General features: G+C 70.1%; 26 protein-coding genes. 14 read left to right on the top strand and 12 right to left on the bottom strand.

Annotated elements, in window-relative coordinates:
* Window positions 1-271: 271 nt before the first annotated feature.
* Window positions 272-1,267: a phosphotransferase gene (locus ACBJ32_RS45900; RefSeq protein WP_375132217.1), complete on the bottom strand. Its 996-nt coding sequence runs from the start codon at window positions 1,265-1,267 to the stop codon at window positions 272-274.
* Between the two features lie 377 nt (window positions 1,268-1,644).
* Window positions 1,645-1,869, bottom strand: coding sequence for a hypothetical protein (locus ACBJ32_RS45895; RefSeq protein ID WP_375132216.1), 225 nt, complete (start codon window positions 1,867-1,869; stop codon window positions 1,645-1,647).
* Between the two features lie 320 nt (window positions 1,870-2,189).
* Here ACBJ32_RS45895 and ACBJ32_RS45890 point away from each other — a divergent pair, with 320 nt between their 5' ends.
* Entirely contained in the window at window positions 2,190-2,543 is a 354-nt protein-coding gene (locus ACBJ32_RS45890; RefSeq protein ID WP_375132215.1) for a hypothetical protein, read from the top strand.
* Between the two features lie 486 nt (window positions 2,544-3,029).
* Here the strand turns inward: ACBJ32_RS45890 and ACBJ32_RS45885 are convergent, their stop codons facing one another.
* The gene (locus tag ACBJ32_RS45885) at window positions 3,030-3,758 is read right to left on the bottom strand and encodes a hypothetical protein (RefSeq protein ID WP_375132214.1); all 729 of its coding nucleotides are present in this window, start codon (window positions 3,756-3,758) and stop codon (window positions 3,030-3,032) included.
* A gap of 290 nt (window positions 3,759-4,048) precedes the next feature.
* On the opposite strand from ACBJ32_RS45885, the gene ACBJ32_RS45880 reads away from it, so the two are divergent.
* Together ACBJ32_RS45880 and ACBJ32_RS45875 are read left to right on the top strand one after the other, a co-directional pair.
* A complete protein-coding gene (locus ACBJ32_RS45880) occupies window positions 4,049-4,273 on the top strand; it encodes a hypothetical protein (protein ID WP_357894262.1) in 225 nt (74 codons plus the stop codon).
* A 16-nt stretch (window positions 4,274-4,289) separates the two neighbouring features.
* Window positions 4,290-4,592: a hypothetical protein gene (locus ACBJ32_RS45875; RefSeq protein ID WP_375132212.1), complete on the top strand. Its 303-nt coding sequence runs from the start codon at window positions 4,290-4,292 to the stop codon at window positions 4,590-4,592.
* A gap of 149 nt (window positions 4,593-4,741) precedes the next feature.
* Here ACBJ32_RS45875 and ACBJ32_RS45870 read toward each other — a convergent pair whose 3' ends face one another.
* Window positions 4,742-5,002: a hypothetical protein gene (locus ACBJ32_RS45870; protein ID WP_375132211.1), complete on the bottom strand. Its 261-nt coding sequence runs from the start codon at window positions 5,000-5,002 to the stop codon at window positions 4,742-4,744.
* A gap of 1,028 nt (window positions 5,003-6,030) precedes the next feature.
* On the opposite strand from ACBJ32_RS45870, the gene ACBJ32_RS45865 reads away from it, so the two are divergent.
* Entirely contained in the window at window positions 6,031-7,212 is a 1,182-nt protein-coding gene (locus tag ACBJ32_RS45865) for a cytochrome P450 (RefSeq protein ID WP_375132210.1), read from the top strand.
* A gap of 1,078 nt (window positions 7,213-8,290) precedes the next feature.
* Complete coding sequence (locus tag ACBJ32_RS45860) at window positions 8,291-8,995, top strand: hypothetical protein (RefSeq protein WP_375132209.1); 705 nt, start codon at window positions 8,291-8,293, stop codon at window positions 8,993-8,995.
* A gap of 244 nt (window positions 8,996-9,239) precedes the next feature.
* Here the strand turns inward: ACBJ32_RS45860 and ACBJ32_RS45855 are convergent, their stop codons facing one another.
* Window positions 9,240-10,967 carry a glycosyl hydrolase gene (locus ACBJ32_RS45855; protein WP_375132208.1) on the bottom strand — a complete coding sequence of 576 codons (1,728 nt, stop codon included), beginning with the start codon at window positions 10,965-10,967 and terminating at the stop codon, window positions 9,240-9,242.
* Between the two features lie 421 nt (window positions 10,968-11,388).
* Window positions 11,389-11,805, bottom strand: coding sequence for a helix-turn-helix domain-containing protein (locus ACBJ32_RS45850; RefSeq protein WP_375132207.1), 417 nt, complete (start codon window positions 11,803-11,805; stop codon window positions 11,389-11,391).
* Window positions 11,806-11,822: 17 nt separating this feature from the next.
* Here ACBJ32_RS45850 and ACBJ32_RS45845 point away from each other — a divergent pair, with 17 nt between their 5' ends.
* The 3 genes from ACBJ32_RS45845 to ACBJ32_RS45835 are packed head-to-tail and all read left to right on the top strand — an operon-like array spanning window position 11,823 to window position 14,586.
* Window positions 11,823-13,754 (top strand): fumarylacetoacetate hydrolase family protein, encoded by a 1,932-nt coding sequence (locus tag ACBJ32_RS45845; RefSeq protein ID WP_375132206.1) that lies wholly within the window; start codon window positions 11,823-11,825, stop codon window positions 13,752-13,754.
* Complete coding sequence (locus ACBJ32_RS45840) at window positions 13,751-14,158, top strand: hypothetical protein (RefSeq protein ID WP_375132205.1); 408 nt, start codon at window positions 13,751-13,753, stop codon at window positions 14,156-14,158. The genes ACBJ32_RS45845 and ACBJ32_RS45840 overlap by 4 nt, the downstream gene beginning before the upstream one ends.
* Window positions 14,155-14,586 carry a DUF6463 family protein gene (locus ACBJ32_RS45835; RefSeq protein WP_375132204.1) on the top strand — a complete coding sequence of 144 codons (432 nt, stop codon included), beginning with the start codon at window positions 14,155-14,157 and terminating at the stop codon, window positions 14,584-14,586. Before ACBJ32_RS45840 ends, ACBJ32_RS45835 begins: the two co-directional genes overlap by 4 nt.
* A 136-nt stretch (window positions 14,587-14,722) precedes the next feature.
* Here ACBJ32_RS45835 and ACBJ32_RS45830 read toward each other — a convergent pair whose 3' ends face one another.
* Window positions 14,723-15,511, bottom strand: a complete 789-nt coding sequence (locus tag ACBJ32_RS45830) for an SDR family NAD(P)-dependent oxidoreductase (protein ID WP_375132202.1) — start codon at window positions 15,509-15,511, stop codon at window positions 14,723-14,725.
* Between the two features lie 73 nt (window positions 15,512-15,584).
* Here ACBJ32_RS45830 and ACBJ32_RS45825 point away from each other — a divergent pair, with 73 nt between their 5' ends.
* Both ACBJ32_RS45825 and ACBJ32_RS45820 read left to right on the top strand, forming a co-directional pair.
* Window positions 15,585-16,040 (top strand): MarR family winged helix-turn-helix transcriptional regulator, encoded by a 456-nt coding sequence (locus tag ACBJ32_RS45825; RefSeq protein ID WP_375132201.1) that lies wholly within the window; start codon window positions 15,585-15,587, stop codon window positions 16,038-16,040.
* A gap of 71 nt (window positions 16,041-16,111) precedes the next feature.
* Window positions 16,112-16,300, top strand: a complete 189-nt coding sequence (locus ACBJ32_RS45820; RefSeq protein ID WP_375132200.1) for a hypothetical protein — start codon at window positions 16,112-16,114, stop codon at window positions 16,298-16,300.
* Between the two features lie 536 nt (window positions 16,301-16,836).
* On the opposite strand, the gene ACBJ32_RS45815 is transcribed toward ACBJ32_RS45820, so the two are convergent.
* The 3 genes from ACBJ32_RS45815 to ACBJ32_RS45805 all read right to left on the bottom strand — a co-directional run bounded on the left by ACBJ32_RS45815 (window position 16,837) and on the right by ACBJ32_RS45805 (window position 20,768).
* The gene (locus ACBJ32_RS45815; RefSeq protein WP_375132199.1) at window positions 16,837-18,693 is read right to left on the bottom strand and encodes a WD40 repeat domain-containing protein; all 1,857 of its coding nucleotides are present in this window, start codon (window positions 18,691-18,693) and stop codon (window positions 16,837-16,839) included.
* Window positions 18,694-18,990: 297 nt separating this feature from the next.
* On the bottom strand, window positions 18,991-20,151 hold the full coding sequence (locus tag ACBJ32_RS45810) for a hypothetical protein (protein WP_375132198.1): 1,161 nt from the start codon (window positions 20,149-20,151) through the stop codon (window positions 18,991-18,993).
* A gap of 98 nt (window positions 20,152-20,249) precedes the next feature.
* On the bottom strand, window positions 20,250-20,768 hold the full coding sequence (locus ACBJ32_RS45805; protein ID WP_375132197.1) for a winged helix-turn-helix transcriptional regulator: 519 nt from the start codon (window positions 20,766-20,768) through the stop codon (window positions 20,250-20,252).
* Window positions 20,769-20,839: 71 nt separating this feature from the next.
* On the opposite strand from ACBJ32_RS45805, the gene ACBJ32_RS45800 reads away from it, so the two are divergent.
* The gene (locus ACBJ32_RS45800; protein ID WP_375132196.1) at window positions 20,840-21,436 is read left to right on the top strand and encodes a dihydrofolate reductase family protein; all 597 of its coding nucleotides are present in this window, start codon (window positions 20,840-20,842) and stop codon (window positions 21,434-21,436) included.
* On the top strand, window positions 21,430-22,266 hold the full coding sequence (locus ACBJ32_RS45795; RefSeq protein WP_375132195.1) for an MBL fold metallo-hydrolase: 837 nt from the start codon (window positions 21,430-21,432) through the stop codon (window positions 22,264-22,266). Before ACBJ32_RS45800 ends, ACBJ32_RS45795 begins: the two co-directional genes overlap by 7 nt.
* 859 nt (window positions 22,267-23,125) lie before the next feature.
* Here the strand turns inward: ACBJ32_RS45795 and ACBJ32_RS45790 are convergent.
* Window positions 23,126-24,691, bottom strand: coding sequence for a Gfo/Idh/MocA family protein (locus ACBJ32_RS45790; RefSeq protein ID WP_375132194.1), 1,566 nt, complete (start codon window positions 24,689-24,691; stop codon window positions 23,126-23,128).
* Between the two features lie 217 nt (window positions 24,692-24,908).
* Between ACBJ32_RS45790 and ACBJ32_RS45785 the strand changes: the two genes are divergently transcribed.
* Window positions 24,909-25,286: a VOC family protein gene (locus ACBJ32_RS45785; RefSeq protein ID WP_375132193.1), complete on the top strand. Its 378-nt coding sequence runs from the start codon at window positions 24,909-24,911 to the stop codon at window positions 25,284-25,286.
* 100 nt (window positions 25,287-25,386) lie between these two features.
* On the opposite strand, the gene ACBJ32_RS45780 is transcribed toward ACBJ32_RS45785, so the two are convergent.
* The gene (locus ACBJ32_RS45780) at window positions 25,387-25,758 is read right to left on the bottom strand and encodes a beta/gamma crystallin domain-containing protein (protein WP_375132192.1); all 372 of its coding nucleotides are present in this window, start codon (window positions 25,756-25,758) and stop codon (window positions 25,387-25,389) included.
* A gap of 354 nt (window positions 25,759-26,112) precedes the next feature.
* Between ACBJ32_RS45780 and ACBJ32_RS45775 the strand changes: the two genes are divergently transcribed.
* Window positions 26,113-26,799, top strand: coding sequence for a TetR/AcrR family transcriptional regulator (locus tag ACBJ32_RS45775; RefSeq protein WP_375132191.1), 687 nt, complete (start codon window positions 26,113-26,115; stop codon window positions 26,797-26,799).
* Window positions 26,800-26,932: the final 133 nt, after the last annotated feature.

Here is a 26,932-nt window from a genome sequence, read left to right as displayed (position 1 = left end):
TCTTCCCGGTCAGCTCAGCTCGTCAAGGCCTCCGGGATGGGCCTTTCCAGGGCCTCGACGGCGCGCACGAGGGCGTCGAACAGGCCGGTGGTACGAGATCTGACCGGTGACGGTGCTGCCCTTGTGCGCCAGCCGGCCGGCGAGCTTGTCGCGCGTGCGGCAAGATCGGCTCAAGCTTCGCAGCCGGCATCTCCACGCTCTCCGCCGACACGCTCATACCGGACCATCGGCCGCGAATCCGGGATGCTACGCGTTGTATCCCTGCAGGTCCTTAGGCATTCGCCCGGCGGAGGCGTTCGGCTGCCTGAGCCCGCAGCGCATCGCCGCCCGCCGGAGGGCCACCGCACAGGGCCATCTCCCGGGCATTGTAGGCAGCCATCCACACGCTGGCCGCCCATGCGATCTCCAGCTCCACGGGCGTGAACAAGCGCCCCCGAAAGTCCTGATAAGCCGCCAGGAAGGCCTCGGAACTCTCGATCGGCGCCAGCGTCGGCGACCCGGCACTGGCGAACGACCCGCTCGCCGCACCCACCAGCGCCGCCTCCGGCTGCCACGCCAGGCTGTCCCAGTCATGCACCGCCCGCACCTGCCGCCCCTGCCACCGCAGGTTCTGCGCCTCAAAATCGGCGTGGCCGAGCACGCACGGCAGACCAGCGGTCAGCAGCCGCCTCCGGGCACGCTCAGCCGCCTGGACAATGTGCTCGGACACGACCCTCTGGTCCAGGCCGTCGAGGAAGTCCATCGCCGGCCACGTCCCAGGACCGGTCTCGTCCCAGCGCACCCAGGGCGGATTCGGCAACGGCGGCGCGACGATCACACCGGCGAGTTCGGCCATCAGCCGAGCGAACACCTCCGCGCAACGCACGGCCAGGTCCGGGGAGCCCCCGTGCAGCACCTCGCCGCCGGGCCGGAACTCCTCAGCGTGCACGGCCAGCGCGCCGACACCGACCGCCGGCGTCAGCGGCCGGGCACACGGAAACCCGCGCTCGGCCAGCCGGGCCTGCGCCGCGACACACGACGCCGCCCGGCCGTCGTCGGCACGCGCCTTGACCACGACGTCCCGGCCACCGGCCAACCGCAGACCGAACACCATCGAGACCTGCTGCGACCGGAACAACACGTCGGCGGGTTCGCCGCCCAGATGGTCAAGACACCAAGCCGGCAACCAGTGCGGCAACTCGTTCAGGGGCACGCTCATGACTGTGCCAAAGACGCCGAACCAGCGGCCAGGACTGCCTGGCAGAAAGGCATCGCAGGGCTTGTCCACGCCGATGTCGTGGGAGACAACCAGGGCCGTGAACAGGTCCTCTATCCCGCCGGCCGCAGCGCCAGGGGGCGGTCCTGGTGGGCTCCCGCGTTGGAGGCCGGCACCAGGCTCCACCTTTCCATGCGGAGCTCACGTACGGTCGCGACCGCGCCAGTGTCGACTGGTTGCTGCATGTGCTCTGGTGGGAAGCGATCCGAGTGGGTGAGGGCGCCGCCGTAGTCGACGGCAAGGGCCGAGAACCGTACGGCGCCATTCTTGTTCACGCCGGTAGGAACGAAAGTGCAGGGCCGAGCCGTGATCCGCAGCTCGGCCCTGGCCACGTGACGGCGACTGCTCTTGGAGACGGCTCTCGGCTGAAGCCGTCTCCGCCAGGTGGGCTACGAGCAGAGACCGGCCTTGGCCGGCTCGGCGCGCGGCATGTTGTCGATGTCGAAGCCGCTCTCCTGAACCTGCATGACGAAGGCCTGCCACGCCTCCTCCGGGACCACCAGGGGCCCTTCCTGCCCGTCCGTGGTCCACAGCGATGCCTCACCGCGGACGATCTTCCACTGGATGTCTCCCGTGGGCCGCTCCTCGCTGGCCGTGAGGTCGGTCCCAGGCACTGCCAGGGTCCTTGGACACCTGCAGGGTAGTAGAAATCTCCCGGCTGCCCGGGTGGACGGTGAGCCAGGGGCTGTCCGTAGGGCCCGTCCACGGGCTGCTCGTGGCGTTGCCGGAGGTGCCGGTGCAGGCGCGGCCCGCCGATCCTGACCCGCCAGTTGCTGCCCTCCATCGGGCCCGGGCCTGATGGGCAGCGCCTCGGGCACGGGAGCCGGGAAGCCGGTGGTCTGGCCGGCCGGAAGGCTGCGCCGGCCGGCCGCGTCAGCGGCCGTGTCAGCGCGACATCGGCTGGGCATCAGAGCGGTCCGCGACCGTAACGACCATGAACGGTTCAGTGATCGCGGCCGCGACGTCGCGTAAGGCGTACGGGGACCAGATCGTCCTGGACGGCATCGACTTCCGCCACACGATGCGGGGCCCGCTGGCCCGCTACGACGTCATGCTCGGGAGGCTCGTGGCCATCGGGATCATCATCGGGCTCGTGCCGGCGGGCAGGAAGGGGCCGGGGGTGCGGCCATCAGCTCCATCGTCGTTCACCCCGCTCATCGAGACCCTGCGCGGCCTGCTGACCGGCCCGCCGTCGGCGGGCCAGGTCATCATGGCGATCGCCGGGTGCGCGGGGCTCTCGTTGCTCGGCTACCTGTGGGTACGCGCGCAGTTCGCGAAGCGAGCATGAGCTTGGCCGGCTCGGGCCGGTCAAGCTGCCGACCGGCCCGGGTCAGCACCTCGGCGATCAACGGGTGATGCGTGTGCTCTTCAGCCCTGTCATGGCGGACCAGATGCAGCAGCCCCTGGGTTGCGTCAGCGGCGCGTTCGGGCAGCGTTCGGCGGCAACCCCGCGGCAGCCACAGCAGCTCGGAGCCGTGAGGCGCCCTGGCTCATGGCGGTCGCTCTACGTCCTTACGTACCTGACAACATCATCTTGCTTTGACCTGCGAAAAGAGGCCACGACCAAAGATAACGATGGCTCTTCGGCGGTGATGCGCGCGGAGGTCTCCTCGCCCAGGCGCACATGGCGGCCGAGGCCGGCAAGGTGCTGGTGGCGGCTCTTGGCCTGCAACTCCGGGGCGGTACGCCCGGCCTGGCGAGATCGCTGCAGCGCGCTGTGGCGAAGCTGGTGGGTGGACTACAGGGCCGGCCACGGCGACGTCATCGGGCTTTGTCAGCGCGGGCGATCGTCCGCGCGCAGGATGTCGATGATCTCGTCCACCGCAGGACCTCGCCCCGGTGTCGCCTTGGGCGCGGTGATGGAGACCCTGGCCTGCCAGTCCCGGAACCGCGTGGCCAGGCGTACCGAGCGGATTCGGTTGTCCCCCAGCCCGATGGAGTCGGCCTTCGTAGTCGTCCGGAAGTGCCAGACGAGCCGGTCCGGCAGGCCACGGTCGTCGTACAGGTATTGCCACCAGATCTCGTCCGTGCCGACGGCCGAGGTGCCCGCCGCCTCGCGGAAGGTGGGGGAGACCCGGTAGAGCTCCTTGAGGGTGATCGTGCCGCTACGGGTGTAGATGCGCTGGTTGCGGCCGGTGGTGCGGTTCTTGTGCCAGGGCGTGACCGATGAGCGGTCCGCGGTGGACAGCAGCTTGGTCAGAGTGGCAGGCTCCAGCACGTTGATGATCTGGTCGCCGTACGCTGCGGCGCCCCCGCCGGCGCGGCCGGTGCGGAGCCACGTGCGGGCTTTCGGCGGCAGGTGGTAGAGCCAGCCCTTCGTGCTGATCATGCGGGTCGTCCCAGCGGATTTGAGCAGGCCGGCGAAATAGGCGTCTCCCTTGGCCGCCTCCTGCTTCATCAAGGACTGTCCGCTCAACTGCACCACGCGGGTGATTTCGGAGGCCGTCACGCCGGTGGGGCCCAGTTGGAGCTTGCCGGTGCCCTTGTGGCCGTCTGCCCGCACTTCCTCATGGGACGGCACGTCAGCCTGGTGACGGCGACGCCGGCGGGGACGTACGTGGAGCACGTCCCGCAACGGCGCGCGATCACGCTGAGGGGAACTGCCGATCGAGGACGGCCACGCGGTCGCGTCCGACGTGGCCGGGCCGGGGATCGCCTGGGATCGGGACGTCCTGGACGATCTCTGGGTGGCCATGGAAGATGTCCGGCCAATGTCCGGTCGCCGCCCTGGGACGCGCGCGGGCGCCAAGGCAGGTTGAAGGGGAGAGCCGAACCCGCCCTGAGAGGAAACACATGCGCGTTCGCACAGCCCTCGCCGCCGCCAGCATGGCCGCCCTCACACTGGCCGCCTCCGCCCTCCCCGCGCAGGCCGCAGGGTGGATCTACGTCGGAACGTTCGACACCCAGGCGAAGTGCAATTTCGACCGGTCGGTGAGACACGCACAGGGATATCCCACCGACCCCACCACTGGCTGCTATCGCTTCAGCACCGGCTATTACTTCTTCTATTACGCCTGATCGGAGAGGACTCATCGTGTACCCCAAAAGCACCTTCGTTAGGACCGCGCTCCTGGCCGGGGGCCTCATCGCGGCGGTTCTCGCCCCCACGGCGGCCACCGCGGCCACCACCACGGCGTCAGGCGCCCAGGCGGCCTTCGCCTGCGCCACCCCCTGCGACTGGTACTCCGGGTCGGTCTCTACCAGGATCACCGCCCTGAAACTGGCGGAGCAGCAGGCCGTGTATCTCATGCAGATCGGCTACACGATCATGACCACCGAGGCGCAGATGCAGGCGGACGCCTCCTCCTGGAAAGGCTACGTGCGCTACCACGGCTGATCCGAGGTCAGCCCTTGGCGAAGCCCCGGGCCTGCAGGCGGGGCCTATCCGGAGCGATGACGTCATCGCGGTGAACTGCCGCAGGTGCGTGTGCCTGTTCGCGGACGCCGAGAACGAGCCGTGCGCGCCGGCTCCGATGCCGTGACCTGTCAACGATCTGATGGTTCGATGTTGCAGCGGACGTTGGCGATGGCGTCGCCGATGACAGTGAGGTTGCGCAGGCCGAGGAAGTCCATTTGCAGCAGCAGGAGGTGACGCCGAGTGAGGCCGGTACCGGGGCTCAGCGCAACAACGTGACCACCGTGGCGATGGACGGTGGGATGGCGATGATCACGGCCATCCACGCCGGGCCGATGAGGCGGATACGGCGCGCGAGCCGTCGAGCCGGGCGACGCCACCAGATGTTGCACGAACAGCGAGGGCAGTGGGCGGGAACGAGGGCGGGCACCAAGGTCTCCTCTACCTTTGACCCCGGTCACTCATCCGGCCTACTGCCACCAGCCTGCCTCACACGCCTCGGAACGGTCGCCAGCGCGGCATGCTCTTCCACCACGCCTTGTGGCTGCGCCACGTACCTCGGCTCGTGCTGTGGTGCCGGTTCCGTGGTCACAAGCCAGTGTTCGACGGACACGGCCCGATCGGGTACGGCCGCCGCCCTGCACGCTGGTTGACCTGTGACCCAGGGCGGTGGGGGATCAGCCGCGACAACGCGTTTCCACGAAATGAGATAGCCGTCATTGACGTGCTGGTACATGCAGTACGTTTTGTTGGTCCGGTTCCAGAACGACGCCGTCATGTCGTTGATCCGGTCACCCTATGTTGGGTACGTCCCCGCTGCTCGTGAGCCGGCGTCCCTCGTAGTTCATATCGCCCCAGTTGCAGAACCTGCCGGGGCGCAGATCTCGCTCCCGGAGGCCGCGGCGTCCCCCTGTTTCACGTCGTCGCCTTTCGCCGGACCGGGCGCCGCGGCCATCGGGCTCGGCTCGGGCGAGGCGGCCTCGGCGTGCTGGACCGGCACGCCCCATGACGCCGAGGCCGTGAAGATCGCGGCACCGGCGACGAGCGCGGTGATAATCCGCCGACGACCACGGGTGTCAGGTCTGGTCAACAAATGTGCTCACCCCTCTTGAACCGGCCCGGTGGGCAGGTTTTTTCCGCCGGAACCCGTTCGAAAGCCCGGTGAGAAGAACCGCCCTACGGCGGCTCGATCGAAAATTGAGGCCAGATCCTGACCAATCGCCGACCACCTCGCCGGCGACCGGGAGGAGGCGTCCCGCCGGGTGACCGGGCGTACCCGGCTCCGAGACGGCCGCATTCTTGGCTATGGGCCGGCCCCTATTCACCCGAGTGAGTAGAGCGTTACTTTCTCCGCCCGTGATCCCGGGGGATCGTGGGGTGCCCGCACCAAGGCAGGTGAGAATTCCTCAAGGAGGCCGCCGTGTCGTACCTCGATGTCCTGGACCCGGACTTCGACTTCGATACTCCGGAGGTCCATGCCGCCCAGGCGGAGAGCTGGTACGCCGACAGCCCCATCGGCCTGCTCGTGCTCCGCTACCACGAGGCCAGCGAACTCCTGCGCGACCGCAGGATGGAGCACGACGGCAAGCGCTACATGGAGACGCACGGCATCGTCGACGGCCCGATCTACGACTGGTTCGTACCGATGATCGTCAACCACGAAGGAGAGCACCACCGCCGCCTCCGTGGCCTGTCGAACAAGGCGTTCACCGCCCGCCGCCTGGCCGCGCTGCGGCCGTTCGTACGGGAGCAGTCCGAGCGGTTGGCCGGCCGCCTGACCGGCGACGAGACGCGCGACTTCGTCACCGAGTTCGGCAACCGGCTGCCGCTGGCGGTCATGTGCCGGCTGCTCGGCGTACGGCCCGAGGACTACGACCTCATCGGCACCTGGACCGCCGACCTCGGCCTGGTCTTCGCCCTGTCCGGAGGCGGCGACGTGGTGGCCCGGCTGGAAAGGGCAGTCGTCGGTCTCTACGACTACGTCGGCCACCTCATCGACGAGAAGGCCGCCCGGCCGGGTGACGATCTCAGCTCCGACCTGGTCACCGCTCACCTCGCCGACAAGAGCCAGATCAGCCGGGAGGAGCTGAGCAACCTCCTGGTCACCCTCGTGTTCGCCGCTCACGACACGACCCGGCACCAGCTCGACAACGCCATGCTCGCCTTCGCGGGGCATCCTGATCAGTGGACGCTGCTCGGGCGGCAGCCGGAACTCGCGGTCCAGGCCGCCGAAGAGGTGATCCGCTGGCAGCCCTCGGTGCCCACCGTCTACCGGTACGCTGTCGAGGACTTCGACTACCAGGGGCTGCCCATCGCGAAGGGGGCGTACCTCACGATGTGCGTGAAGGTCGCCCAGCGGGATCCGCGCGCGTACAAGGCCGCCGACCGGTTCGACATCACCGCCGTCAGGGACGTGCCGCCGCTGCAGTTCGGCGCGGGCCCGCACCACTGCCTGGGCGCCGCGCTCGCCCGCGTCGAGGTCAGCGAGGCGCTGGCTGCACTCGCCACCCGGCTGGGCCCACCGACCCTCGCGTGCCCGGTGCCCCGGATGACCCCCATCGGCATCCAGGGCCCCGAGGTTCTGCCCCTGCGCTTCGGCTGATCATTCCTTGGCCTGACCGGCCGCTCGGAGGGCAGCGGCGCCACGGGGTGGGCCGGCGACCGACAGGTCAGTTGGTCCGGCAGCGGCCGTTCGGCCTTCACCCCGGTGATCAGGTGGGGGAACAACGCCCGTCGCCACGCCGTGCGGTCTTGGCGACCTTGCCGGCAGCGGTAGCACACGGGTTCCTGTCCCTTGCCACCGCTTCGGCCTCGCGGCGGTCGGCGAGGAACGCCTTCAGATCGCGGTCGAGGGCGGTGGCGCCCGCGCAGGACTTCCCCTTGAAGCCGGAAGGCTTGCAGGACCGGTAACGGGCCCGCGACACCTCCGGCGTGCTCCCCGACGCGCCACCGGTGTGGCTGCGGACCTCCTCGGCCGCGGCCTGCCGACGTGCAGGAGTCTCTGTGGGCATCAGGGCGAGAAACCCGATGCCTGGCAGGGCCAGTAGCGCGACGCCGGCGCACAATCCTGCCCGCGTCCACGTGGACTGTCGAACCGGCTCAAGGGAGCCCGCGCGTTCAGGCAGTGCACGTGGAGCCTATATCGCTGGGCGACATAAAGGCCTGCTCACGCATCACGCCGAAAGGTTTGCCTCCGGGAGGGAGACCGGGCTCGCGCATCGGGGCAGGGTGGTGGGGGAGAGCAAGGGTGCTTCATCGGCGCCACGGTCAGTGCTCCGTCAGCCCGCATCGTCTGGGCGAACGTCTACATCATGAGGTGATCTCTGATGGTCGGACATCTACTGGTAGCGGCAAGTCTGGTAATCACTTCGCTTGTGCCCGCGGCACAAGCCGCCGACGGGGCCACCACCGTGGCGCAGGCACCTTCCGGGCCCGTTCCCGTTCCTCCCGAGCCCCTGCCTCCGGGGGTTCCGGACGATGAATGACCGGTGACCGAATCGCCTGCCCGCGGGGGGTGGATGTCACCGGGGGCGGGGATGGGGTGCACCCGGATGACGTCGTGGTGGCCGACCAGCAAATGTCTCATCGTTGACGTCCGCTGCCGCGGCAGCGGACGTCACAGGCCACCATTCCTGCGGCAGCCCGTGAACCGGGCGGCGCATGACCACGTCGTCCAGGGCATGAAGCGAATCGTCGCGCTCCTGCTCCTCGCCTCCGGCTGCGGAACGCCGCCGGCGGACGCCGCCGAGCCGACCTACACCTGCCACGACCGGCCGATCCCGCTGGACGTGATGAGCACCGCCCGCCCGGCGACGCAGCTCGGCCCCGACGGCCGGGCCGCCCTCAAGGGGCACGAGGTCCGCCCGGTTGAAGACCTGGACAAGTGGCGCATCGTCGAGGAGACCGGCGAGCGCGTCGCCATCATGAAGAGGTTCGACGAACCGGAAGAACGCGGGAGGGCGACGGCCACCCACGACTTCCTGGTGGTCGAGCGCTTCGGCCCGCCGGCTGCGGACGGCCGCCCGAGCTGGCACCTGCGCAGCCGCGGCGGCTGCAGCCTGCGGCAGGACCTGGGCGACCTGGGCGTCGCCGAGCTAGCCCTCGACCCGGCGAGGCCCGCCACGGGCAACAGCCTCCACCTGCTGGTGACCGAACGGGACTGCGCCAGCGGGCAGTCGGCCGCCGGGCGGATCCGGGTGGTCGGGCTGGAGGAGACCGACCGGGACGTGCGCCTGGTCATCGGCGTCGAACGCGCCCCTGGCGACTTCCACAACTGCATGGGCAACCCGGCGACGCCGTACACGGTCGAGCTGAGCCGCCCGCTCGGTGACCGCGTCCCGCTCGACGCCAGCCTGCACCCCACGCGCGAGATCGTCACTCCCTAGGACGGCGCTACCTCCGGGAAGGGTTCGCGGCGAGAGCGTGTTGAGGCGGGATCGGGACACGATGACGACGGGGTGGAACCCGCTCCACGAGGAAGGGGCGGGAGCACCCAGACCGGCCCCGTCTCGGCCGGAGCCGAGTTGCGCCGCCCGAAGGACTGCGGCGATGAGGTTTCGCCTGCGCCTGGCGGGCCGATCGGCATCGCCGAGTACTGGGCGCTGCTTGCCACGGTTTGCACCCCGTTGATCACCGGCTGGGCTCTGTGGTGCAGGACAGGCGAGCAGGGGCGGTGGCAGGACCGGCGGCAAGGAAGCCGAAGGAGGTGGTCGCGCCGGGCCGGACAGCGGCGTTGTATCGGGTGTTGCCGGCTGTGATCCGGCCGCCGGAGACGGTGAGGACAGCGTTCCAGTGCCGTGTGACGGCCTGGCCCGCGGGTGGACGCCAGCCGACGGTCCAGCCCTTGATGGTGGCCGCGCTGGTGTTCTTGACCTTCACCTCGCCGAGGAATCCGGTGTCCCAGGAACTGAGGACGCGATAGGCGGCGGTGCAGCCGGAGCCGTGGTTCTTGAAATCGCCGAGCTCGTCGCGGGTGATGACGTGCGGGTCCTGGTAGACCCGCTTCAGGAACTCCAGCGAGTTGTGCTGACCGTCCTGGACGAACGATCCCGACCAGGTGACGAAGAAGCTCCAGTGCGCATGGTAGGCGCGGGCCAGGGCCGGGTCGGGGATGGAGCCGACCTCGCCGAGCGCGACGAGCTTGCGGTTGCCGCTCAGGTCGACCAGCTTCTCGTACTGGCCGCTGAGCGGGCCATGGTCTCCGGCAGGCGGGTAGGAGTCGACGCTGACCACGTCGACCACGTCGTCGCCCGGGTACCAGGCGGGCGAGACCGAGTTCCAGACCCAGATGAGATTGTTCAGCCCGTGGTGGTCGGTCAGCCGCTCGTAGAGGATGCGCCACAGCTCCTTGGCCGCCTCCGGGCCCTTCGCGCCCCACCAGAACCAGCCGCCCTCGGCCTCGTGCAGGGGACGCCACAGCACCGGGACGTCCGCGTCGGCGAGCCTCTTGAGCTGGACGGCGATGGCGTCCATGTCGCGGATCAGCAGCCGGTAGTCCGGCGAGTCCTTGTCGGCGAGGGCGGCGGCCACGTCGAAGGTCGTCGCGTCGGTGTAGAAGCCGCGCCACCACTCCTTGCCCGGTTCGTCGATCAGCCCGCTGGGGGCGTTCCAGTGCCACACGAACGTGGTGATGCCGCCCTCGGCGTCCCACTGAAGGGCCCGCTCGACCTCCTCACTGGTGGCGCCCCGTTCGACCCGGCTGGGCGAGTAGTCCATCATGTCCAGCCCGGCGATCGCGGGCGTCGCCCCGACGTTCTCCCGCACCCACTCGACGCTCGGCATGTCCTGCTGCCCGGAGATCAGGTTCTTGCCGAAGTTGGTGGTGAGGTAGCGCATCAGCCCCTTGGCCTCGGCCGTGGCGTGCGGGTTGACCGGTGTGCCGGTGACCTGGTGCGGCGGCGGAGGGTTCACGGGCTCGACGGTGATCGCGTCGATGTAGTACCAGCCCCAGTTGTTCACGATCGTCACCGTGTTGTCGCCCTCGAGCAACAGGACCTTGCCCGCCGCCGCGCCGGTGAAGGCCGTGCTCTCGGTCAGCACCACGTCACCGTGGCCCGCACCGTTGAGCCGCAGGGTGGCGGTCTTCGTGCCGAACGGCGCGCTGTAGCGCACGGTAAGGGAGTGCAGGCCGCCAGGGCTGTCCGGGATCGTCATCGTGAGGGTGTCGGTGGCGGTGTCGAACCCGGCGACGTATCCGGTTCCCGAATAGCCGGCGGCGTCGGATTCGACGACGACGCCGTCCAGCACGCCGTCCTCCGCCTCGACCGTCTGCGCCGCCCGGACGGCGTCGGCTGCCGTCGCCGGTACGGCGAGCAACGCGGCGACCAGCGCGAGCAGTGCGACCAGCCTGACCTTCATGGCACCGCCTTGACGAAACGAGGAGACCGGGGGCGGCCCTCAACCTAGGGGCGCGGCGCCGACCAGGGAAGATCACCAGCCGGTGGCGGGCCCCCGCGCGCCGCCTGCCAGCACCGATCCGTGTCCCGCCGGTGAAACGTTCACACCTGGACAGCCATCAGCCTGTGCCCGATCGCCGAAGGCCGCATGGCTTGGGTCCTTCGCCTTGCAGGGCCTGCAAGGCGCCCGGCCTCGGACTCCGGCAGCCGGTCGCCTTGGAAGCGCTGAGCAGGCGCAGGGCCGTGAGGAACAGCAGCTCCTTGGGGCAGTGCTTGGGGGTGAGCAGGGTGAGCAGGCGCATGCCGATGTCCAGAAACTTCAGTGCCGAAGGCTGACTCAACGCTGTTCGTCGCCACACCGCCCTGACCTGCCCGAACAGTCCTCACCGCCCATGACTGTCCTGTCGTTCCTCGACCCGGTCCACTTCACAGTTGCCACAACCGCACGCTGCCGTCCCTGCTGCCGGTGGCCACGTCCCAAGCCCGGAGGCGGCGCTTGCGCCGGCGTCCGGGGCTCCGCCGGACGGGGGCCCGGCCGGCGGGGTCTGGAGCTGATCGTCGAGTACGGCTACCAGCAGGCCCCGCTTGTTGCCGAAGTGCCAGGAGGTGGAGCCGCGGCTGACGCCCGCCTTGTCGGCGATGTCGATGGAGCTCCTCTGTCTGGTCCCCCTCTCGGCGAAGAATTCGGCGGCGGCTCTCTTGAGGCCTCTTGATGCATCGCTTGACCATGGATGCCGTCCGAACAGGTATGCCAGATGGCAGATTGCATGCTGGTAGATATGGCCTATGTCAGCCAACATAGAACTGGGAGGCTTCCATGCGTTGGGTGACCTACGCGACCGACATCGGTGACCGCGCCGGCGTGCTCGGCGATGACCTGATCCACCCCGTCCCGCCGGGTGTCGGTCTGATCGAGCTCATCAGCCGGGGCGCGGACGAACTGCGCGCCGCCGGGGAAGCCGCCTTAGCCTCGAACGAGCGACCGGTCCCGCTGGCCGACGCCCGGCTGCGCGCGCCGATCCCGCGCCCACCGTCCGTCCGCGACTGCCTGTGCTTCCTGGACCACATGCGCAACTGCCAGCAGGCCTCCGGCGCGCCTCCCACGCTCAAGGACGCCTGGTACGAGATCCCCGCCTTCTACTTCGCCTCCCCGGCGACGATCGTCGGCCCGTACGACGACGTACCGATCTCTCCCGGCAGCGCCTGGTTCGACTTCGAACTGGAGGTCGCCGCGGTCATCGGCCCCGGCGGCCGCGACCTCACTCCCGAGCAGGCCGAGCAGCACATCATCGGCTACACCATCTACAACGACTGGTCGGCCCGCGACCTGCAGTTGCGCGAGTCGCCGCTGGCGATCGGCCAGGCCAAGGGCAAGGACGGCGCCACCACCCTCGGCCCGTTCCTGGCCACCCCGGACGAGCTGGCGCCCTACCGCCGCGACGGCCGGCTCGCCCTGCGCGTCGAGGCCAAGGTCAACGGCCGCACCATCGGCTCGGGCCGTACCGACGCCATGGACTGGAGCTTCGGCGAGGTCGTCTCCTACGCCTCGCGCGGCGTCGACCTGCTGCCCGGTGACGTGTTCGGCTCGGGCACGGTGCCCGGCTGCTGCCTCATCGAGCACCTGTCGCTCGCCGACCCGGCCTCCTTCCCCGGCTGGCTGCGGGACGGCGACGTCGTCGAGCTGAGTGTGGAGGGGCTGGGCGCGACCCGGCAGAGCGTGCGCGCGTCGGCGGCGCCGTACCGGCTGGCGCCCCGGCACAACCCCGACCGGCGGCCGCCTCGCCCGCGCGTCAACCGCGCCCCGTCGCGGCTGCCCTACACGCGCGGCCTGCACGAGGTAGGCGCCGGCGTGTGGGCGTGGCTGCTGCCCGACGGCGGGTACGGCTGGAGCAACGCCGGCCTGATCGCGGGTGACGGCGCGTCCCTCCTGGTGGACACCCTGTTCGACCTCCCGCTCACGGCCGAGATGCTCGCCGCCATGCGCGCCGTCACCGACCGGCATCCGCTCGCCCACGCCGTCATCACGCACGCCAACGGCGACCACACCCACGGCAACCAGCTGCTGGGGGAGACCGTCGAGATCATCGCCGCGGCGGCGACCTGTACCGAGATGCGGCACGAGATGCCGCCGGAGATGCTGACCGCCACCCAGGTCCTGGACGTCGGCCCGGCGACGCCGTACTTCCGCGAGCGCTTCGGCGTCTTCGACTTCAGCGGCATCCGCCTGCGGCTGCCCGACCGCTCCTACGAAGGGGAGCTGATCCTGGACGTCGGCGGCCGGGAGGTGCGCGTGATGGACCTCGGCCCGGCACACACCGCCGCCGACTCGGTCGTGCACGTGCCGGACGTGGACGTGCTGTTCGCGGGCGACCTGCTGTTCGTCGGCTGCACCCCGATCGTGTGGAGCGGCCCGATCGCCGGCTGGATCGCCGCCTGCGACAGGATGATCGCCACCGGCGCGGCCACGATCGTCCCCGGCCACGGCCCGGTCACCGACCCCGACGGCGTCCGCGCGGTACGCGGCTACCTCGCCCACGTGGCCGGGCAGGCGGACGCCGCCCACGCCCAGGGCCTGTCCTTCGCCGAGGCGGTCGAGAAGGTCGACCTGGACGAGCACGCCACCTGGCTGGACGCCGAGCGCATCGTGGTCAACCTCCACCGCCGCTACCGCGAGCTCGACCCCGCCGCCACCCCCGACCTCGACCAGCTCACGCTCCTGGCCATGATGGCCGAACGGGGCCTGTCATGAGACTCGCCACGACCGCGCACACGTCCATCCCCCGGCGCATCCACGAGCTCACGCGGGACTTCCCGGTCGAGGACGTGCGACCCTTCCGCACTCTGGGAGCCGGCCCCGGCGACTTCCCCGCGATGCTCGCGGCCACGCGGATGGCCGCAGGGCCCGCGACGCTGAACGCGCCGGCGCGGTTCCCGCTCGCCCTTCGGCGGCGGCTCGGCGCGCTCCTCGGCCGGGCGCCGGGCGCGAACGGCGCGCACGAGCTGCGGATGGCTGCCCTCGTCAAGCCCAACGGCCGGCTCCGGCGCCTCCACAGGGCCGCCATCGCCTCGTTCCGGCACCTCGCCGTCTGCCCGGCCCTGACCCGGCAACGGGAGCGGGCCTGGCGCGCCGACCTGGAGAGGACGTCGCGATGAACACCGGAAAGCGGCTGCTGCGCTGGGCGAGCGGGATCATGCTCGTGCTGGGGATCGGGCACCTGACCCTGCTGACCCTCATCAGCCGGGACGACGTCGCGGGCTGGGTCGAGCGGGGGCTTTGGGCGGCCGTCCCGCTTTCCCCCGGCACAGGAGGGAACCTGGAGAACCAGGTCGCCTTCTGGGCCGGTCCCGGCAGCTTCGCCGTACCGTTGATCCTCCTGGGCTGCCTGGTCTGGCATCTCGCCGGACGCGGGGTGGCCGTGCCGGCCGGGATTGGTTGGGGACTTGCGGCGTGGTGCCTGGTGGGCGCGGTGCTGCTCGTTCCGTCACCGTACGTCGCCGGGGCCCTTGCGGGGGCCCTGATCATCGCGGCAGGGCGGAAACCTTCCAAGGGACTGCCCAGGGAGCGGGTGGGAGGCGCATAGGCGGCCTTCCGCAGGTGACCAAAAAGCGCCTGAGCAGAGCCAAGCGTGTGATGGTCATGAGCGCTGCCATGTCTCGGGGGCGGGCCGCTGCATCCGCCTCACCCATGCGGCGCCCTTCGCGCCGGTTACGGCTGCTCTATGCTCGCGAGCTGGTGTAGCGGGCCGCGAGGGTCGGCTGGTTTCCACCGGTCAGCAGGGCGATCTCAGCGGCGAGCAAGGCGTCGAGGGCGGCGGCCTGATCCTCCAGGCCAGGGACACAGATGGTCTCGCCGAGGCGAAGCCCGGCCAGGCTGGCCGAGACCACGTCCTCCGGCGACATGGCCCAGGGGACGGCGCGGCCGGCGCCGCTGTTCCACTCCGTGGCCACCACGCCGGGACACACGACCTGGACACGAACCGGGGTGCCGGCGAGCTCGCAGGCCAGCGTCCGGGTGAAGCCCAAGGCGGCGGCCTTCGCGGCGACGTACAGCGTGCGCCGGGGCGGCGGCTCCATGCTGCCCGCGCTGAAGGCGAGCAGCGAGGCGACGGTGACGATCGTGCCTTCACCTGCCGCGAGCATGCCGGGAAGTGCGGCCCGCACCAGCCGGATGGGGGCGACGGCGTTGAGAGTGAGCAGGGGGTCGATGTCGGCCGGGTCGACCTCGGTGAGCGGGGCGTAGCCGCTGGCGCCGGCGTTGCTGATCAGCATGCGGACGTCGCCGGCGGCCAGCCGGTCGGTGACGGCGGTGATGCCGTCGTGGGTGGCGAGGTCGGCGGGCAGCACCTCGATGCCGGCGCCGCCGGCGCGCAGGTCCCGCGCCAGAGCGCTGAGCCGGTCGGCGCGCCGGGCCACCAGGACAAGGTTGTGGTCGGCTGCCAGGAGGCGGGCGTAGGTGGCGCCGATGCCCGAGGAGGCGCCGGTGATCAGAGTGAGAGGCCGTGACATGCCACCCAGCTTGCATCAAACGTCGATTTAATGTCAAACGCTTGATATCTGTTAAGTGTCGTATGCTTTGAAGATGAGGCACAACGATGAAGACCCGGTCACGGTCGACGCGCTGGACCGGGTGACCTGGGCCCTGCGCCGCACGGAGCTGGCCGTGCAAGCGCTGAAGGAACAGCGGCTACGGTCGCTGGACATGGCGGTGGCGCACTACTCGCTCCTGATCTCGGTGCACACCGAACCGGGGTTGACCGGCGCCGAGCTGGCCCGACGCCTCAACGTGACCCCGCAGGCGGTGGCGTCACTGGTGGCCCGGCTGGAAGGCCGCGGCCAGCTCGAGCGCCGCGAACACCCGCGCCACCGGCACGTGCAGGAGCTGCATCTCACCGACGCCGGGCGTGAGGCGCTGCGCGCTGCCGACATGGTGATCGCCGGCGTCGAGCAGCAGATCACCGATGACCTCGGTCCGGACGCAGCCACGCAGCTACGCGCACTGCTCGGCCGGGTGGCCAAGACGGTCCGCGACGCCTGACGCCCGAACTCGATCACCGCTGGCGCAGGCCGGCGCGAGCAGAATGGTTCGGCCATCCGGAGGTGGGGCCGGTGCTCACGCAGGACATCGCAGCCACCATGACCGAGGAGCAGCAGGCCGTGGCCGCTGAGCACCCGGACATGCTCAACATGATCGAGTCGCTGCCCATGCACCAGTTCCTCAGCCCGCTCGGAGTGCAGCTCCCTGACGAGGCTGTGCAGGAGATGATCGAGCTGAGCCGCGAGCGGGCTCATCCCTGAACGGGCTCGCCGCCGATAGATGCCTGACATAAAGCGCGGCGTCTTCGTGCCCGATGAACGTCGAGTGATACGGCGGTTCCCTGCGAGCTACGCCTCCGGCGGCAGCTCGTGGACGCTAGTGTCCTGCGCCTGGAATCTGCCGGTTACGTTCGTATGCTGCTCGGCATGGCGCATTCAGGACCTGACCGACCAGCTGATCCGGCGCGGCGTGCACAAGAGCGTCCAGTCCCTGGAGAGGGACATCCGGGACTGGATCGCTCAGTGGAACGACGACCCCCCGGCCGTTCGTGTGGAAGAAGATCGCCGAAGAGATCCTCGAATCCCTAGCCTGATATTGCCGACGAATTTCAGGCGCAGGACACCAGCCCGCCACGTCCCCGGGGTCACCGCGGCCGATCCCTGCTCCACCAGCAGCTTGCGCGCGGCCGCGTGGATCTCCTCCAGGGTCGCCTGGCGTCTTCCCCCATTCTTGGCGCGTCTCAACGCTTGTCAATCCACTGATTCGGACCGTAGAACGTTTCGTTCCAACCTTCGGGTCAGTGGTCCACCTGGATGGCGCGCCACCGTACCAGTGCCGTGATCATCCGGGCCCAGTCCCGCTCGGCCTCCGTACGGCCACGGCAGGCCGATGCGAGACGGTCGGTGGCACGCCGGTCGAGCCGGCTCAGCGGGGTGCGGCAGGCCGTCGTCAAGGTGGGATGCCACAACCGCCACAGACGCAGGCCGCTGCCGGTGCCGACGGCCAGCAGCCCGCTGTCGGGCGTCACCGCCAGCGACGTCACCCAGCATGTGCATCCGGTCAGCTCGCCGGACGGGTCGCCGGACGGCAGCCGCCACAGTCTGATCGGCCCCTCTCCGGCGCTGACCAGCAGCTTCCCGTCCGGGGTGAACTCCAGGTGGGTGGCCCGGTGGGGCAGGACGCCCGCCGGTTCGCCTGAGGGCAGGCGCCACAGGCGGATCGTGCCGTCCTTGCCCACGCTGGCCAGTATCTTCCCGTTCGGCGCGACCGCCAGCCGGTCGACCCGTCCGGCGTGGCCCGTGAGGACGCCCGCCGCCTGGCCGCCGGGCAGCCGCCACAACCGCACCGTGCCGTCGTGGCCGCCGGAGGCGACCAGGCGGCCGTCCGGCGTCACCGCCAGGCAGCGGATCGCGCCTTTGTGGCCTGTCGGCCAACTGAACCGATCGCCCGATGACAGGTCGGCGATCTCGATGCTGCGCCCGAAGGCGCCGACCACGTGGCCGCCGTTCGCCAGAAGCCAGGGGTGGCGGTCGGCCTGCATGAATTCGCCGACCCGCCGCTCCGGCCTGGTCCATGGTGACCGCCAGAACTGCATCCACCCGGTGCCCGTGGTCACGAGCAGCTCGTCTTCCGCCGTTATGGCGATCCTGGCGTGGTGGGGCGTGCCTTCGATGTCCGGCGGGATCGGTATGGTGCCGTCCCGCCTGGCTGAAGGGAGCCGCCAGATCCGTACCATGTCGGGGCCGCTGCCGGCGATCAGGTCACCGTTGGGGAAGACCTGCAGATCGCTCCAGTGACCCTGGTCAGCCAGGGCTCCGGCGGGCGAGCCCGAGGGCAGGTGCCAAAGACGGATCCCCGAGGCGAGGACCGCACCGGCGAGGAGGGTGCCGTCGGGTGTGACGACGAGCCGGTGGAGCTCACCGGTGTACCTTTTCAGCGGTGTGTCCGCGTAGCCGTTGCCCGGGTCTCCGGTGCAGCGGCTCGCCGGTTCGGCCAGTTCGGCGAAGGCGGCCTGGTCGTCCGGCCGCCACGCCTGTTCGGCGAGTGTCTGCACCATGCGGACGCTCCACTGTGGCGGGGCGTGCGCCACCAGCCGCCACAGCTCCTCCCATGCTTCGTGCGCGCTCAACGTCGCGATCACGGCGTCCCATTCGGGGCCGGACACCTCGTCGAGGTTTTCTTCCTGCCCGAGGGTCGCCCGTACCCAATCCATACTGGCTGCGACGCGGGCACGAGCGGCCAGCCGGGCGCGCAGCTCTTCGCCGGCTGCGGCACGTGCGGCGGCCAGGTCGCCGCCGGTGTCGGTGGTGCCGGTCAGGAACAGCAGCGCCGTCTGGCGCGCCGGGTCCGAATGCCGATGGCCGGTCCTGGTGACCAGCGCGGACAGCCGCTCATCGCCGGTCTCGATCAGCACGTCGCATACCGCGTCGACGCCCGCCTGATCGTCAAGACAGGTGAGCGCCTCTTCGGCGATCGCGACGACACGGCTGTCGCGGCCGGACACGTACGCGCGGGCCAGTCCGGCGATCGCGGCCGGTGACGCCGTCCGGGCGAGAGCGCGCGCCGCTCTCCTGCGCCATAACCGGCCGAGCAGCAGCCCTCCGGCGTCGAGCCGGGCGAGCAGTTCTCCGAGCTCGCGGCCATCCACGTCCACGCCGCTCCTCCGCCACCTCAGTGGATCATCAGGTTAACGGATGGGGGGTGGGAAGCGGGAGGGCTGCACACTTGATGGGCCGCTCAGGGCACCGCAGCCCATCCAGGGTGAGTCCGGCTGGCGCGCCGGCCGGGCCCATGGCGGGCAGGCGATCAGCGGTAGTCATGCGACGTTCATGTTCTCCAAGGGCGGGTCTGTGAGGCGTCGTATCCGCTCGTCGCGGTCGGGCGCGAGCAGGTCGTACACGGTGATCATGGGACCGAACGGCACTTTGGCGAGAGTGTCGGGCGCCGGCGATCAGCTCACCAGCACGTTTCCGCCGTCCGCGGCGAGGATCGTGGCGCCGGGTTGCTCGGCCTTCCAGGTGACCTTGCCGGTGGCCGGGTCGCGCAGCGTCAGTGTGCCGTCCCCCGTCACGCGGGGAAGGCTGCTGCCCTCCCAGCGTTGTCCGTACTCGCAGCCGGGGTCCTGCCAGGCGGCGTGCCAGACTCGCTTCCCGGTGCGCACGTCGCGGGCGGCCTCCGCGACGTCGCAGCTCTCGGCCTGCTGGTTGATGCGGCTGGGGACCAGGACCACCCTGCCGTCCGCCACGTAGGTGTCGGAGAAGTAGTCGCCCTTCACGGGGCGCCCGCCTGCGAACCTGCGAGCGTCGACGCGCAGGCCGAGCCGGGCTCCGGCCCGCTTGTCCAGTGCCGTCAGCCAATACTTCCCGCCGTACCCCTCCGGCCGGGTGCCCATCGCGAGCGTGGTGCCGTCGCCGTCCACTATGTACGGCATGTGCTCTGTGGGGATCGTCCAGCGCACTCGCCCGGTCTGTGCCTCCCGCGCGCTCAGCATGCATGCGTCCCGCCGCCCGGTCTGCTGAGCGCGGCAGAGCGCCGTGTAGACCGTGCCGTCGAGCACGGTGACGAACGGTGAGATGACGGTCTTCCACAGCGTCCGGCCCGTAGCGGGGTCGAGCGCTTCGATCACGCTGGTGATGAGCGGGCCTGTCTCGGCCCGGATTGTTCTGGCGGGGTGCCGGTACGACATGATCAACACGCCGGCGGTCTGGCTGAGCTCCGTGGAGTAGCGGTTGGAGGAGCCGGACGTCCGGTCGCGGGGGAAGTCGCGCTGCCACTTCTTCTTGCCGGTGGGAGTGAAGCCGCGGACGGACAGATCAAGCCGGATCACGAAATTTCCGGACGCGTTGAGGACTTCGATGTCACTCCAGGATCTCTTCTTGAGGTGCTTGGCCGTGTACGACCAGCGCTTCGCCGCTGCCTTCACCGTCGCGGCGGGGGACGGAACAAGGGCCGGCGTCCGTGGCGGAGCAGGAGGCGGGGTCGGGGTGGGCGTCCGGGGGCGCTCGAAGATGAGGCTGGGCGTGGCGGCCACGGTGGCCTGGGACAGCCCGGCGGCGGAGCATCCCGTGCTCAGCACGAGCGCCCCGCCGATCACTGTCAGGGTTCGCTTCACCGCAGGCCTGTCTCGGTATGGCTTTCTGGGACGAAAGGGATGCTAGGAAGCTCGGGTATGTTCCCGGTACACCGAGGGCCGCATCGGCGGTTCCCCGATCACGTGGGCGGGGCCGTTCCGCCGGCGTGTTCCCGCTCGGCGGCCGCGGCGCAGGCGGCCTCGAGGCGCTCGAACGGGCCCGGACCGTCGTGCGGCCTCGGCGGGGCGCCGAGGTGGCGGACGCGGAGCTCGTCCATGAGCTCCTCGATGAACGCCGGCCCCTCCTCGCGCAGGAACTGCTGCCGGCTCCGCGGCCCGGCGCTGCCCGGGCGCCAGTCGAGGCCCCAGTCGCCGAGGGCGCAGATGATCGGAAGAGTCCGGATGCCGGCTTCGGTGAGGCTGTAGCGGGCGCGCTGCCCCCGTACGGCGGTGCCGCGGGTGAGGATCCCCGCCTCGACGAGCCGTACGAGGCGGTCGGCGAGGATGTTCGAGGCGATGCCCTCGATCGACCCGGTGAGCAGCGCCCGGAAGTAGCGGCGGTCGCCGAAGATGACGTCGCGCAGCACGAGCAGCGACCAGCGATCCCCGAGCACCTCGACGGCGGCGTTGACCGGACACCCGGACCGTGGTTCCACCATTCCTCCTTGACAGGCGTTTCGCCCTACCTATAGTAGTTGCAAAATACAATCACTCCTGGGAAGAGGAGCTGATGGGCCGCTTCGTCTATTCGATGCAGGTTTCCCTCGATCTGCGGATCGAGCAAGTTCCCGGCGACAACGGTGCCGGCGAGTGGCTGCGCATCGGTGAGGAGCTGCACCGCGCGGCCAATGCGCTGACGCGGTCGCTGGCGCTCATGGTCCATGGCCGGATCTACTACGAGGTCATGGAGGAGGCCTGGCCACGGGCGCACGAGGACGCGTCACTGCCGGACTTCATGCACGAGTACGGCGAGATCTGGACCGCCAAGCCCAAGGTGCTCGTCTCCCGCACCCGCCGCAGCGCCGATCACAACACCAGGATCATCGGCGGGGACGACGCGATTGAGCAACTGGCCGCCCTTCGGGCCGGGACCGACGGGAGCATCAGCGTGGGCGGCGCGGCACTCGCCACGCAGCTGCTCCGGGCGGGGCTGCTGGACGAGCTGCTGCTCTTCACCCATCCCGCGATCCTCGGCTTCGGCAGGCCGCTGTTCGACGACTACGACATGCCGATCGATCTCGAGCTGATCGAGCAACGATCGTTCGACCAGGGCGTCACGATGCATCGCTACGCCGTTTTGGACGCCAAGGAGGCGAGCTCGTGCTGAGGCAGGTCGCGGATGGGGTGCTGGTCCACGAGAGCGTGTTCGTGCAGAGCAACGCCGTTGTGGTGCAGGGCCGGGGCGGAGTGCTGCTCATCGACCCGGGGGTGACCGGCTCCGAGCTCGGCTGCCTCGCGGACGACCTTCGCGAGCCGGGCCGCCCCGTCGTGGCGGGGTTCTCCACGCATCCGGATTGGGATCACCTGCTCTGGCACGCCCGGCTCGGCGAGGCGCCCCGTTACGGCACGGCGCGCTGCGCGGCCGCCGTCCGCGATCAGCTGTCGGACGCGGGCGCGAAGGAGCGCATCGCCGACCACCTGCTCGAGACGGAGATCGCCGGGCAGGTGCCGCTGGACCTGCTCGGCCTCATCACCGGCCTGCCCGCCGGAACCACGCGGATCCCTTGGGACGGCCCTCAAACCCGGCTCATCGAGCATCAGGCGCACGCGCCGGGCCATGCGGCGCTGCTGATCGAGGAACGCGGGGTTCTCGTCGCCGGCGACATGCTCTCTGACGTCCTGGTCCCGATGCTCGACCTGGACGCCGCCGCGGACCCGATCGAGGACTACCTCGCGGCGCTGCGGCTGCTCGAGGAGGTGGCGGGCGAGGCCGACGTCGTCGTCCCGGGTCACGGGTCCGTCGGCGGGTCCGGCCAGGCGCAGGCGCGGATCGAGCAGGATCGGGCGTACGTGCTCGCCTTGCGTGACGGCCGGGACCCCGATGACCCGCGGATCGGCCCATCGGCCAAGCCCGGCTGGGAGTGGGTGAGCGACGTGCACACGGGGCAACGGCAACGCCTCGCCCGCAGAAGCGAGGGCGACGGGACGCCCCGCTAGCGATCGGCGGGCCAGCCGGTGACCCCACAGTCCATGTGCTCGATCCAGTGGCCGAGCAGCGCCCCATCCCCCTGCGGTTCCAGCGCGGGAGCCGCACCCGGGGGGCGGCGCCTGCTGATCACGAGCAGGAGGCGGAGCGGGCCCATCGTCTTCGAGCGAGAGGTCTTGCATCGCCACACGCCGGCGGACCATGCCGGAGCGAGCCTCCCTGCAAGCGGCAAGACATGAGAGGCCCGGCCACGTACAGGCGGCCCGGCTCCTCTTCGTGCTCGACGTGAGATCGCCCAAGCCGACATGCGCTCCGTAAGATCGCGTTTTCGTGATCGGTCGTCGGCTGTCCACCCTCCTTGGTTCGCTCCTCTGCATGAAAGCCGCCGGCGGGCGTGCCGATCCTCAGCAACCCCGCCGATCTACCCGTCGCCCCGCTCTCGCGGCTGACCATCAGCCTCTACCTGCCAGGCCAAGTCGACATCTCCACTGATGTCTCCTGGCCGATCCGCTCGGCGCGCGAGTGCGAGGTCAGGCTGCATGTCCAGGCAAGGCCAGCTGGGCGGTCGCGCAGCATCAAGGCGATCGGCTCCGCGAGCTGGGGTTGCCGCCGTAGTAGCCCGCCCCTCGCACAGCCGCCCTCACGCGGTCGGCCTGATTCCGGCCTCGGATCGACGACAGGACTTCCCGGCAGGTAGAAGAGGTTCCGACCCCTGTGGGCGGGCCTGTGCGACAAGACCCTGGCGGAGGGGGAGGACGGGATGTGGCCGGCGACGTTCGGGGCGTTCGGCGGCGCGTGTTCACCCTGGGGCTGACGCAGCGGTGGGGTGAGGCGGTGGACCTGGCGCCGCGTCCGTTCCCGCACCGGCGGTCACTGGCCGTCCGGGGCCGGTCGGCCGCCTTCCTGGCCGCTGCGGGCGCCCGGTGGGGGGTCGGCGTCCCCGTTCGCTTCGCTGCTGCCCGGCTCGATGATCCCGGTGGCGCGGCGGCCGGCGGTTGCACCGGCTCTGAGCTGCGGGTCCTCCGGTTGCGGGCGGTCGAAGGTGGGGCGGGCCTCCTTCCAGTGGCCGCGGGTGAAGTCGGGCACCTTGACCGGGCGCAGGCGGCCGGACCTCAGCGACTCGTGGCTGAGCGGGATCACCGAGCACCACGCCGCCGAGTCGTAGACGTCGATGTCGGGCGTCATGCCGAGCCGCATCAACTGGACGAGGCGGAAGATGGAGACGAAGTCGCCGCCGCCGTGCCCGCCGTACTGGTCGGCCAGCCTTTCCAGCAACGGCCATAACCAGTGGTCGTACTGCTGGCGGATGGCGGTGTAGGCGCTGCCGGTCCGCCACGTGTGGTCGTTGTGGCCGAGCGATTCGAGGTAGACCCGGGCGTTGTCGAGCTCGATCGACCCCCGCGTGCCGGTGAGCGTGGTCTCCCTGGTGTACGGGTGGGGGGAGTTCACGTCGTGCTCGACCCGGATGAACCGGCCGCGGACGGTGGTGACGAAGCAGGTGTGCCGGTCGCCCGAGATGTACGGCCTGTCCTGCCAGGACGAGTGGTCCGGGGTCACCCGCGGGTCCTCCTCGCGGAACAGGGCCAGCGCCTTGGGCAGGGAGGCCACGGCGACCAGCTCGTCGAAGCGGTCCCCGCGGTTGATGCCCATGGCGGCCGAGACGGGCCCCAGGCCGTGCATCGGGTAGTGCAGGGCGTTCATCCGGGTCTGCCAGCGCCGCCGCCAGTACTCGGGGTGGTAGGCGCCGCCGAACAGGTACGGCCAGCGCAGGTCGTGGATGTAGCCGCCGGAGCCGTGCTGCAGATCGCCGAAGAGCCCCGCCTGGACCATGTTGAACATCTGCAGCTCGGGACGGAAGTAGTTGACGTTCTCCAGGAGCATGCAGTGCTTGCGGGTCCGCTCGGACGTGCGCACCAGGCTCCAGATCTCGTCCAGGTGCGGGGAGATCGGCAGCTCGACCGCGACGTGCTTGCCGTGCTCCATGGCCGCCCTGGCCTGCGGGTAGTGCCATTCCCACGGGGTGGCGATGTAGATCAGGTCGATGTCGTCGCGCTGGACGAGCTTGAGGAAGTCCTGCTCGCCCGCGGAGTAGCCGACCGGCTCGACGTCCTGGAAGCCCTGCTGCATGATGCGGGCGATGGTGCGGCTGACCCGTTCCGGACGGATGTCGCACACGGCGGTGACCGTGGAGACGGCGCCCCAGCGCACGTCCTGGCTCCCACCCCGGTTGCCGAGGCCGATGAGACCGACCCGGACCTTCTCGAAACCCTCGAACGGCACGTTCACCATGCTGCGCTCGCCCTGGGCGCGCGGCGGTTCCCAGGCGGTCGAGGCGTCGGCGGCGCCGGCGCCGGCGACCCCCGTGGCGGCGCCGAGCGAGATGCCGGACTTCAGCAGGTCGCGGCGTGAGGGGACGTAGCGGTGCAGAGGGGCCACAACGATCACTCCCTGCTCGGTGGACGGTGATGGTGCATGGCGCTTTCCCCCCGGTAGTGCGCAGTATCGATCGTCCGCTGCCCGAGGGCAAGAGAGGCGCCGCGGCACGGGAGCGCGTGCCGCCCCACGGGCGCGGGCCGAGGCCGAACGTGTGCCGGACGGGCGCCCCCTGACATCGCGCGCATGGCGCGGGGGCGGGGCGGGCACAGGAAGCGGCATGGCATGCCGTATCAGCGAATTGGTGATCAACAGCAGGGACCCCGAGCGTCTCGCCGCGTTCTGGAGTGAGGTGCTCGGCTTCGTCGTGCTCGACCGCGACGAGGGCACCGTCGAGATCGGCCCCGAGAAGGAGGGGTTCGGCGGGCTGCAACCGACGCTCGTCTTCAACTCGTCCGACGAGCCGAGGGCCGGGAGGCTGCCGCTGCACTTCGACGTGAACGCGACCGACCGCGACCAGGACGCCGAGCTGGAGCGGCTGCTGTCCATCGGGGCCAGGCGCGCCGACGTGGGCCAGACGGGCGAGGAGTCCTGGCACGTGCTGGCCGATCCGGAGGGCAACGAATTCTGCCTGCTGCGCCGGCGGCTCAGCCCTTGAGCGAGGTCACCTTAAGGGGTTCCCTGGAGCTGGGGCAAGTGGCCCTGCCGGCTGGGGGCGGCGGTCGGGCAGGACCGCCGCCCCCGATCTCTCCGGTGGTTCAGAGGATCCTGATCCCTTGTATCTGGACCCCACCGGGGTGGTTGGGCCAGGTGAACACCGTGTACTTCGGGATCGGCTGAGCAGGCTGCCACCTTCCGTCCCCGTACCACTGGACGCGGTTGTTGCCGGTCCAGATCCGGGTGACCCACCACTGCTTCAGGACGTAGTGATCCTCTCCGGCGTTGGCGTAACAGTAGTCGCTTGACCGGTGGTTGGTCTGGTGGATCGTGGCGCGCACGAGGTCGTTCCGGCCGGCGCACGGGACTTCATTGATCGCGTACGCGGGCGCCGAGGTGGCGACGGTAAGGGGGACCGCCACCGCGATTGACGCTAAAGCGGCCAGGACCGCCCGTTTGGCGATTCGTTTCATGGAGATTCTCCTTTGTTGTGGGTGGGGCAGTGGAAGCATTTGCATGGATGAGTTCGGGGTAAATGTCGCGAGGCCGGGTCCGAGATCGACTCCCCGTGGTCGCCGAGAAAAGCGCGGAACTGGCAGAAAGGGCCGCGAGACGATCGGCATGAACGTCTACGGGTTCGTCTGCCCGCCGTACCCGATTCGCCGGTGCAGCGAGCGGTCATCAGGGCAATGTGGTGCCATGAACGACCTCCTCGTTCACCCGCTAACATTTGTAAGTTAGCATCGTTTTGCAGCGATAACAATAGGGTGTTAGCGGAACAGTTATCGGTTGTGGCGGACGACCGTTAGCATCGATGCATGTGCAGCATGAACAAGCGGGAAACGATCCTCGACGTCGCGGCGGACCTGCTGGCGCGCGAGGGCAGGGACGCGGTCTCGACCAGGGCGGTCTGCAAGGCCGCCGGCGTTCAGGCGCCGATCCTGTACCGGCTGTTCGGCGACAAGCAGGGTCTGCTGGACGCCGTGGCCAGTCGCGGGCTCATGTCCTACCTTGCCAAGAAGCGGGGCATGACGCCCAGCGGCGACCCGGTGGAGGACCTGCGGCGCGGCTGGGACCTGCACATCGGCTTCGGCCTCGCCGAGCCCGCGCTGTACTCGCTGATCTACGGCAGCCCACGGCCGGGCGCCGAGCCCGACGGGGCGAGGCAGGCCGCGGAGATCCTCGCCGGGCTGGTGCACCGTGTCGCCCTGGCCGGCCGGCTCCGCGTCCCGGAGGAGCGGGCGGCGCGCGCGATCCACGCGGCCGGCCGTGGCACCACGCTGGCGCTGATCGCCACACCAGAAGCGGAACGCGACATGGACGCCGCCCGGATCGTCCGCGAAGCGGTCATCCAAGCGATCACCGATCCCGCCCCGAACGGCTCCACGCGAACCGGGGACGACGTCGTGGCCGGCGCCATCACCCTGAAGGCCGCCCTCGCGGACCTGACGGTCCTCAGCCCTTCCGAGAGCCAGCTGCTGGGCGACTGGCTCGATCGGATCATCGGCGGTTGACCAAGACGGAGACCGCTCGGCAGGATGCCCCAGATGCGGGCGGCGCTCAGGTCGTGGATCTTGCCCGGCAGCGCGCCCGAGGTCCAAGCGAGCTACGTCCTTCGGAGCAGGCTGCCCACGGCAAGTAACCGCG

The sequence above is a fragment of the Nonomuraea sp. GTA35 genome, assembly GCF_041950525.1.
GTDB lineage: Bacteria > Actinomycetota > Actinomycetes > Streptosporangiales > Streptosporangiaceae > Nonomuraea.
Note: the sequence above shows the minus strand (reverse complement) of the source record. Positions and strands in the feature narration are given on the sequence as shown.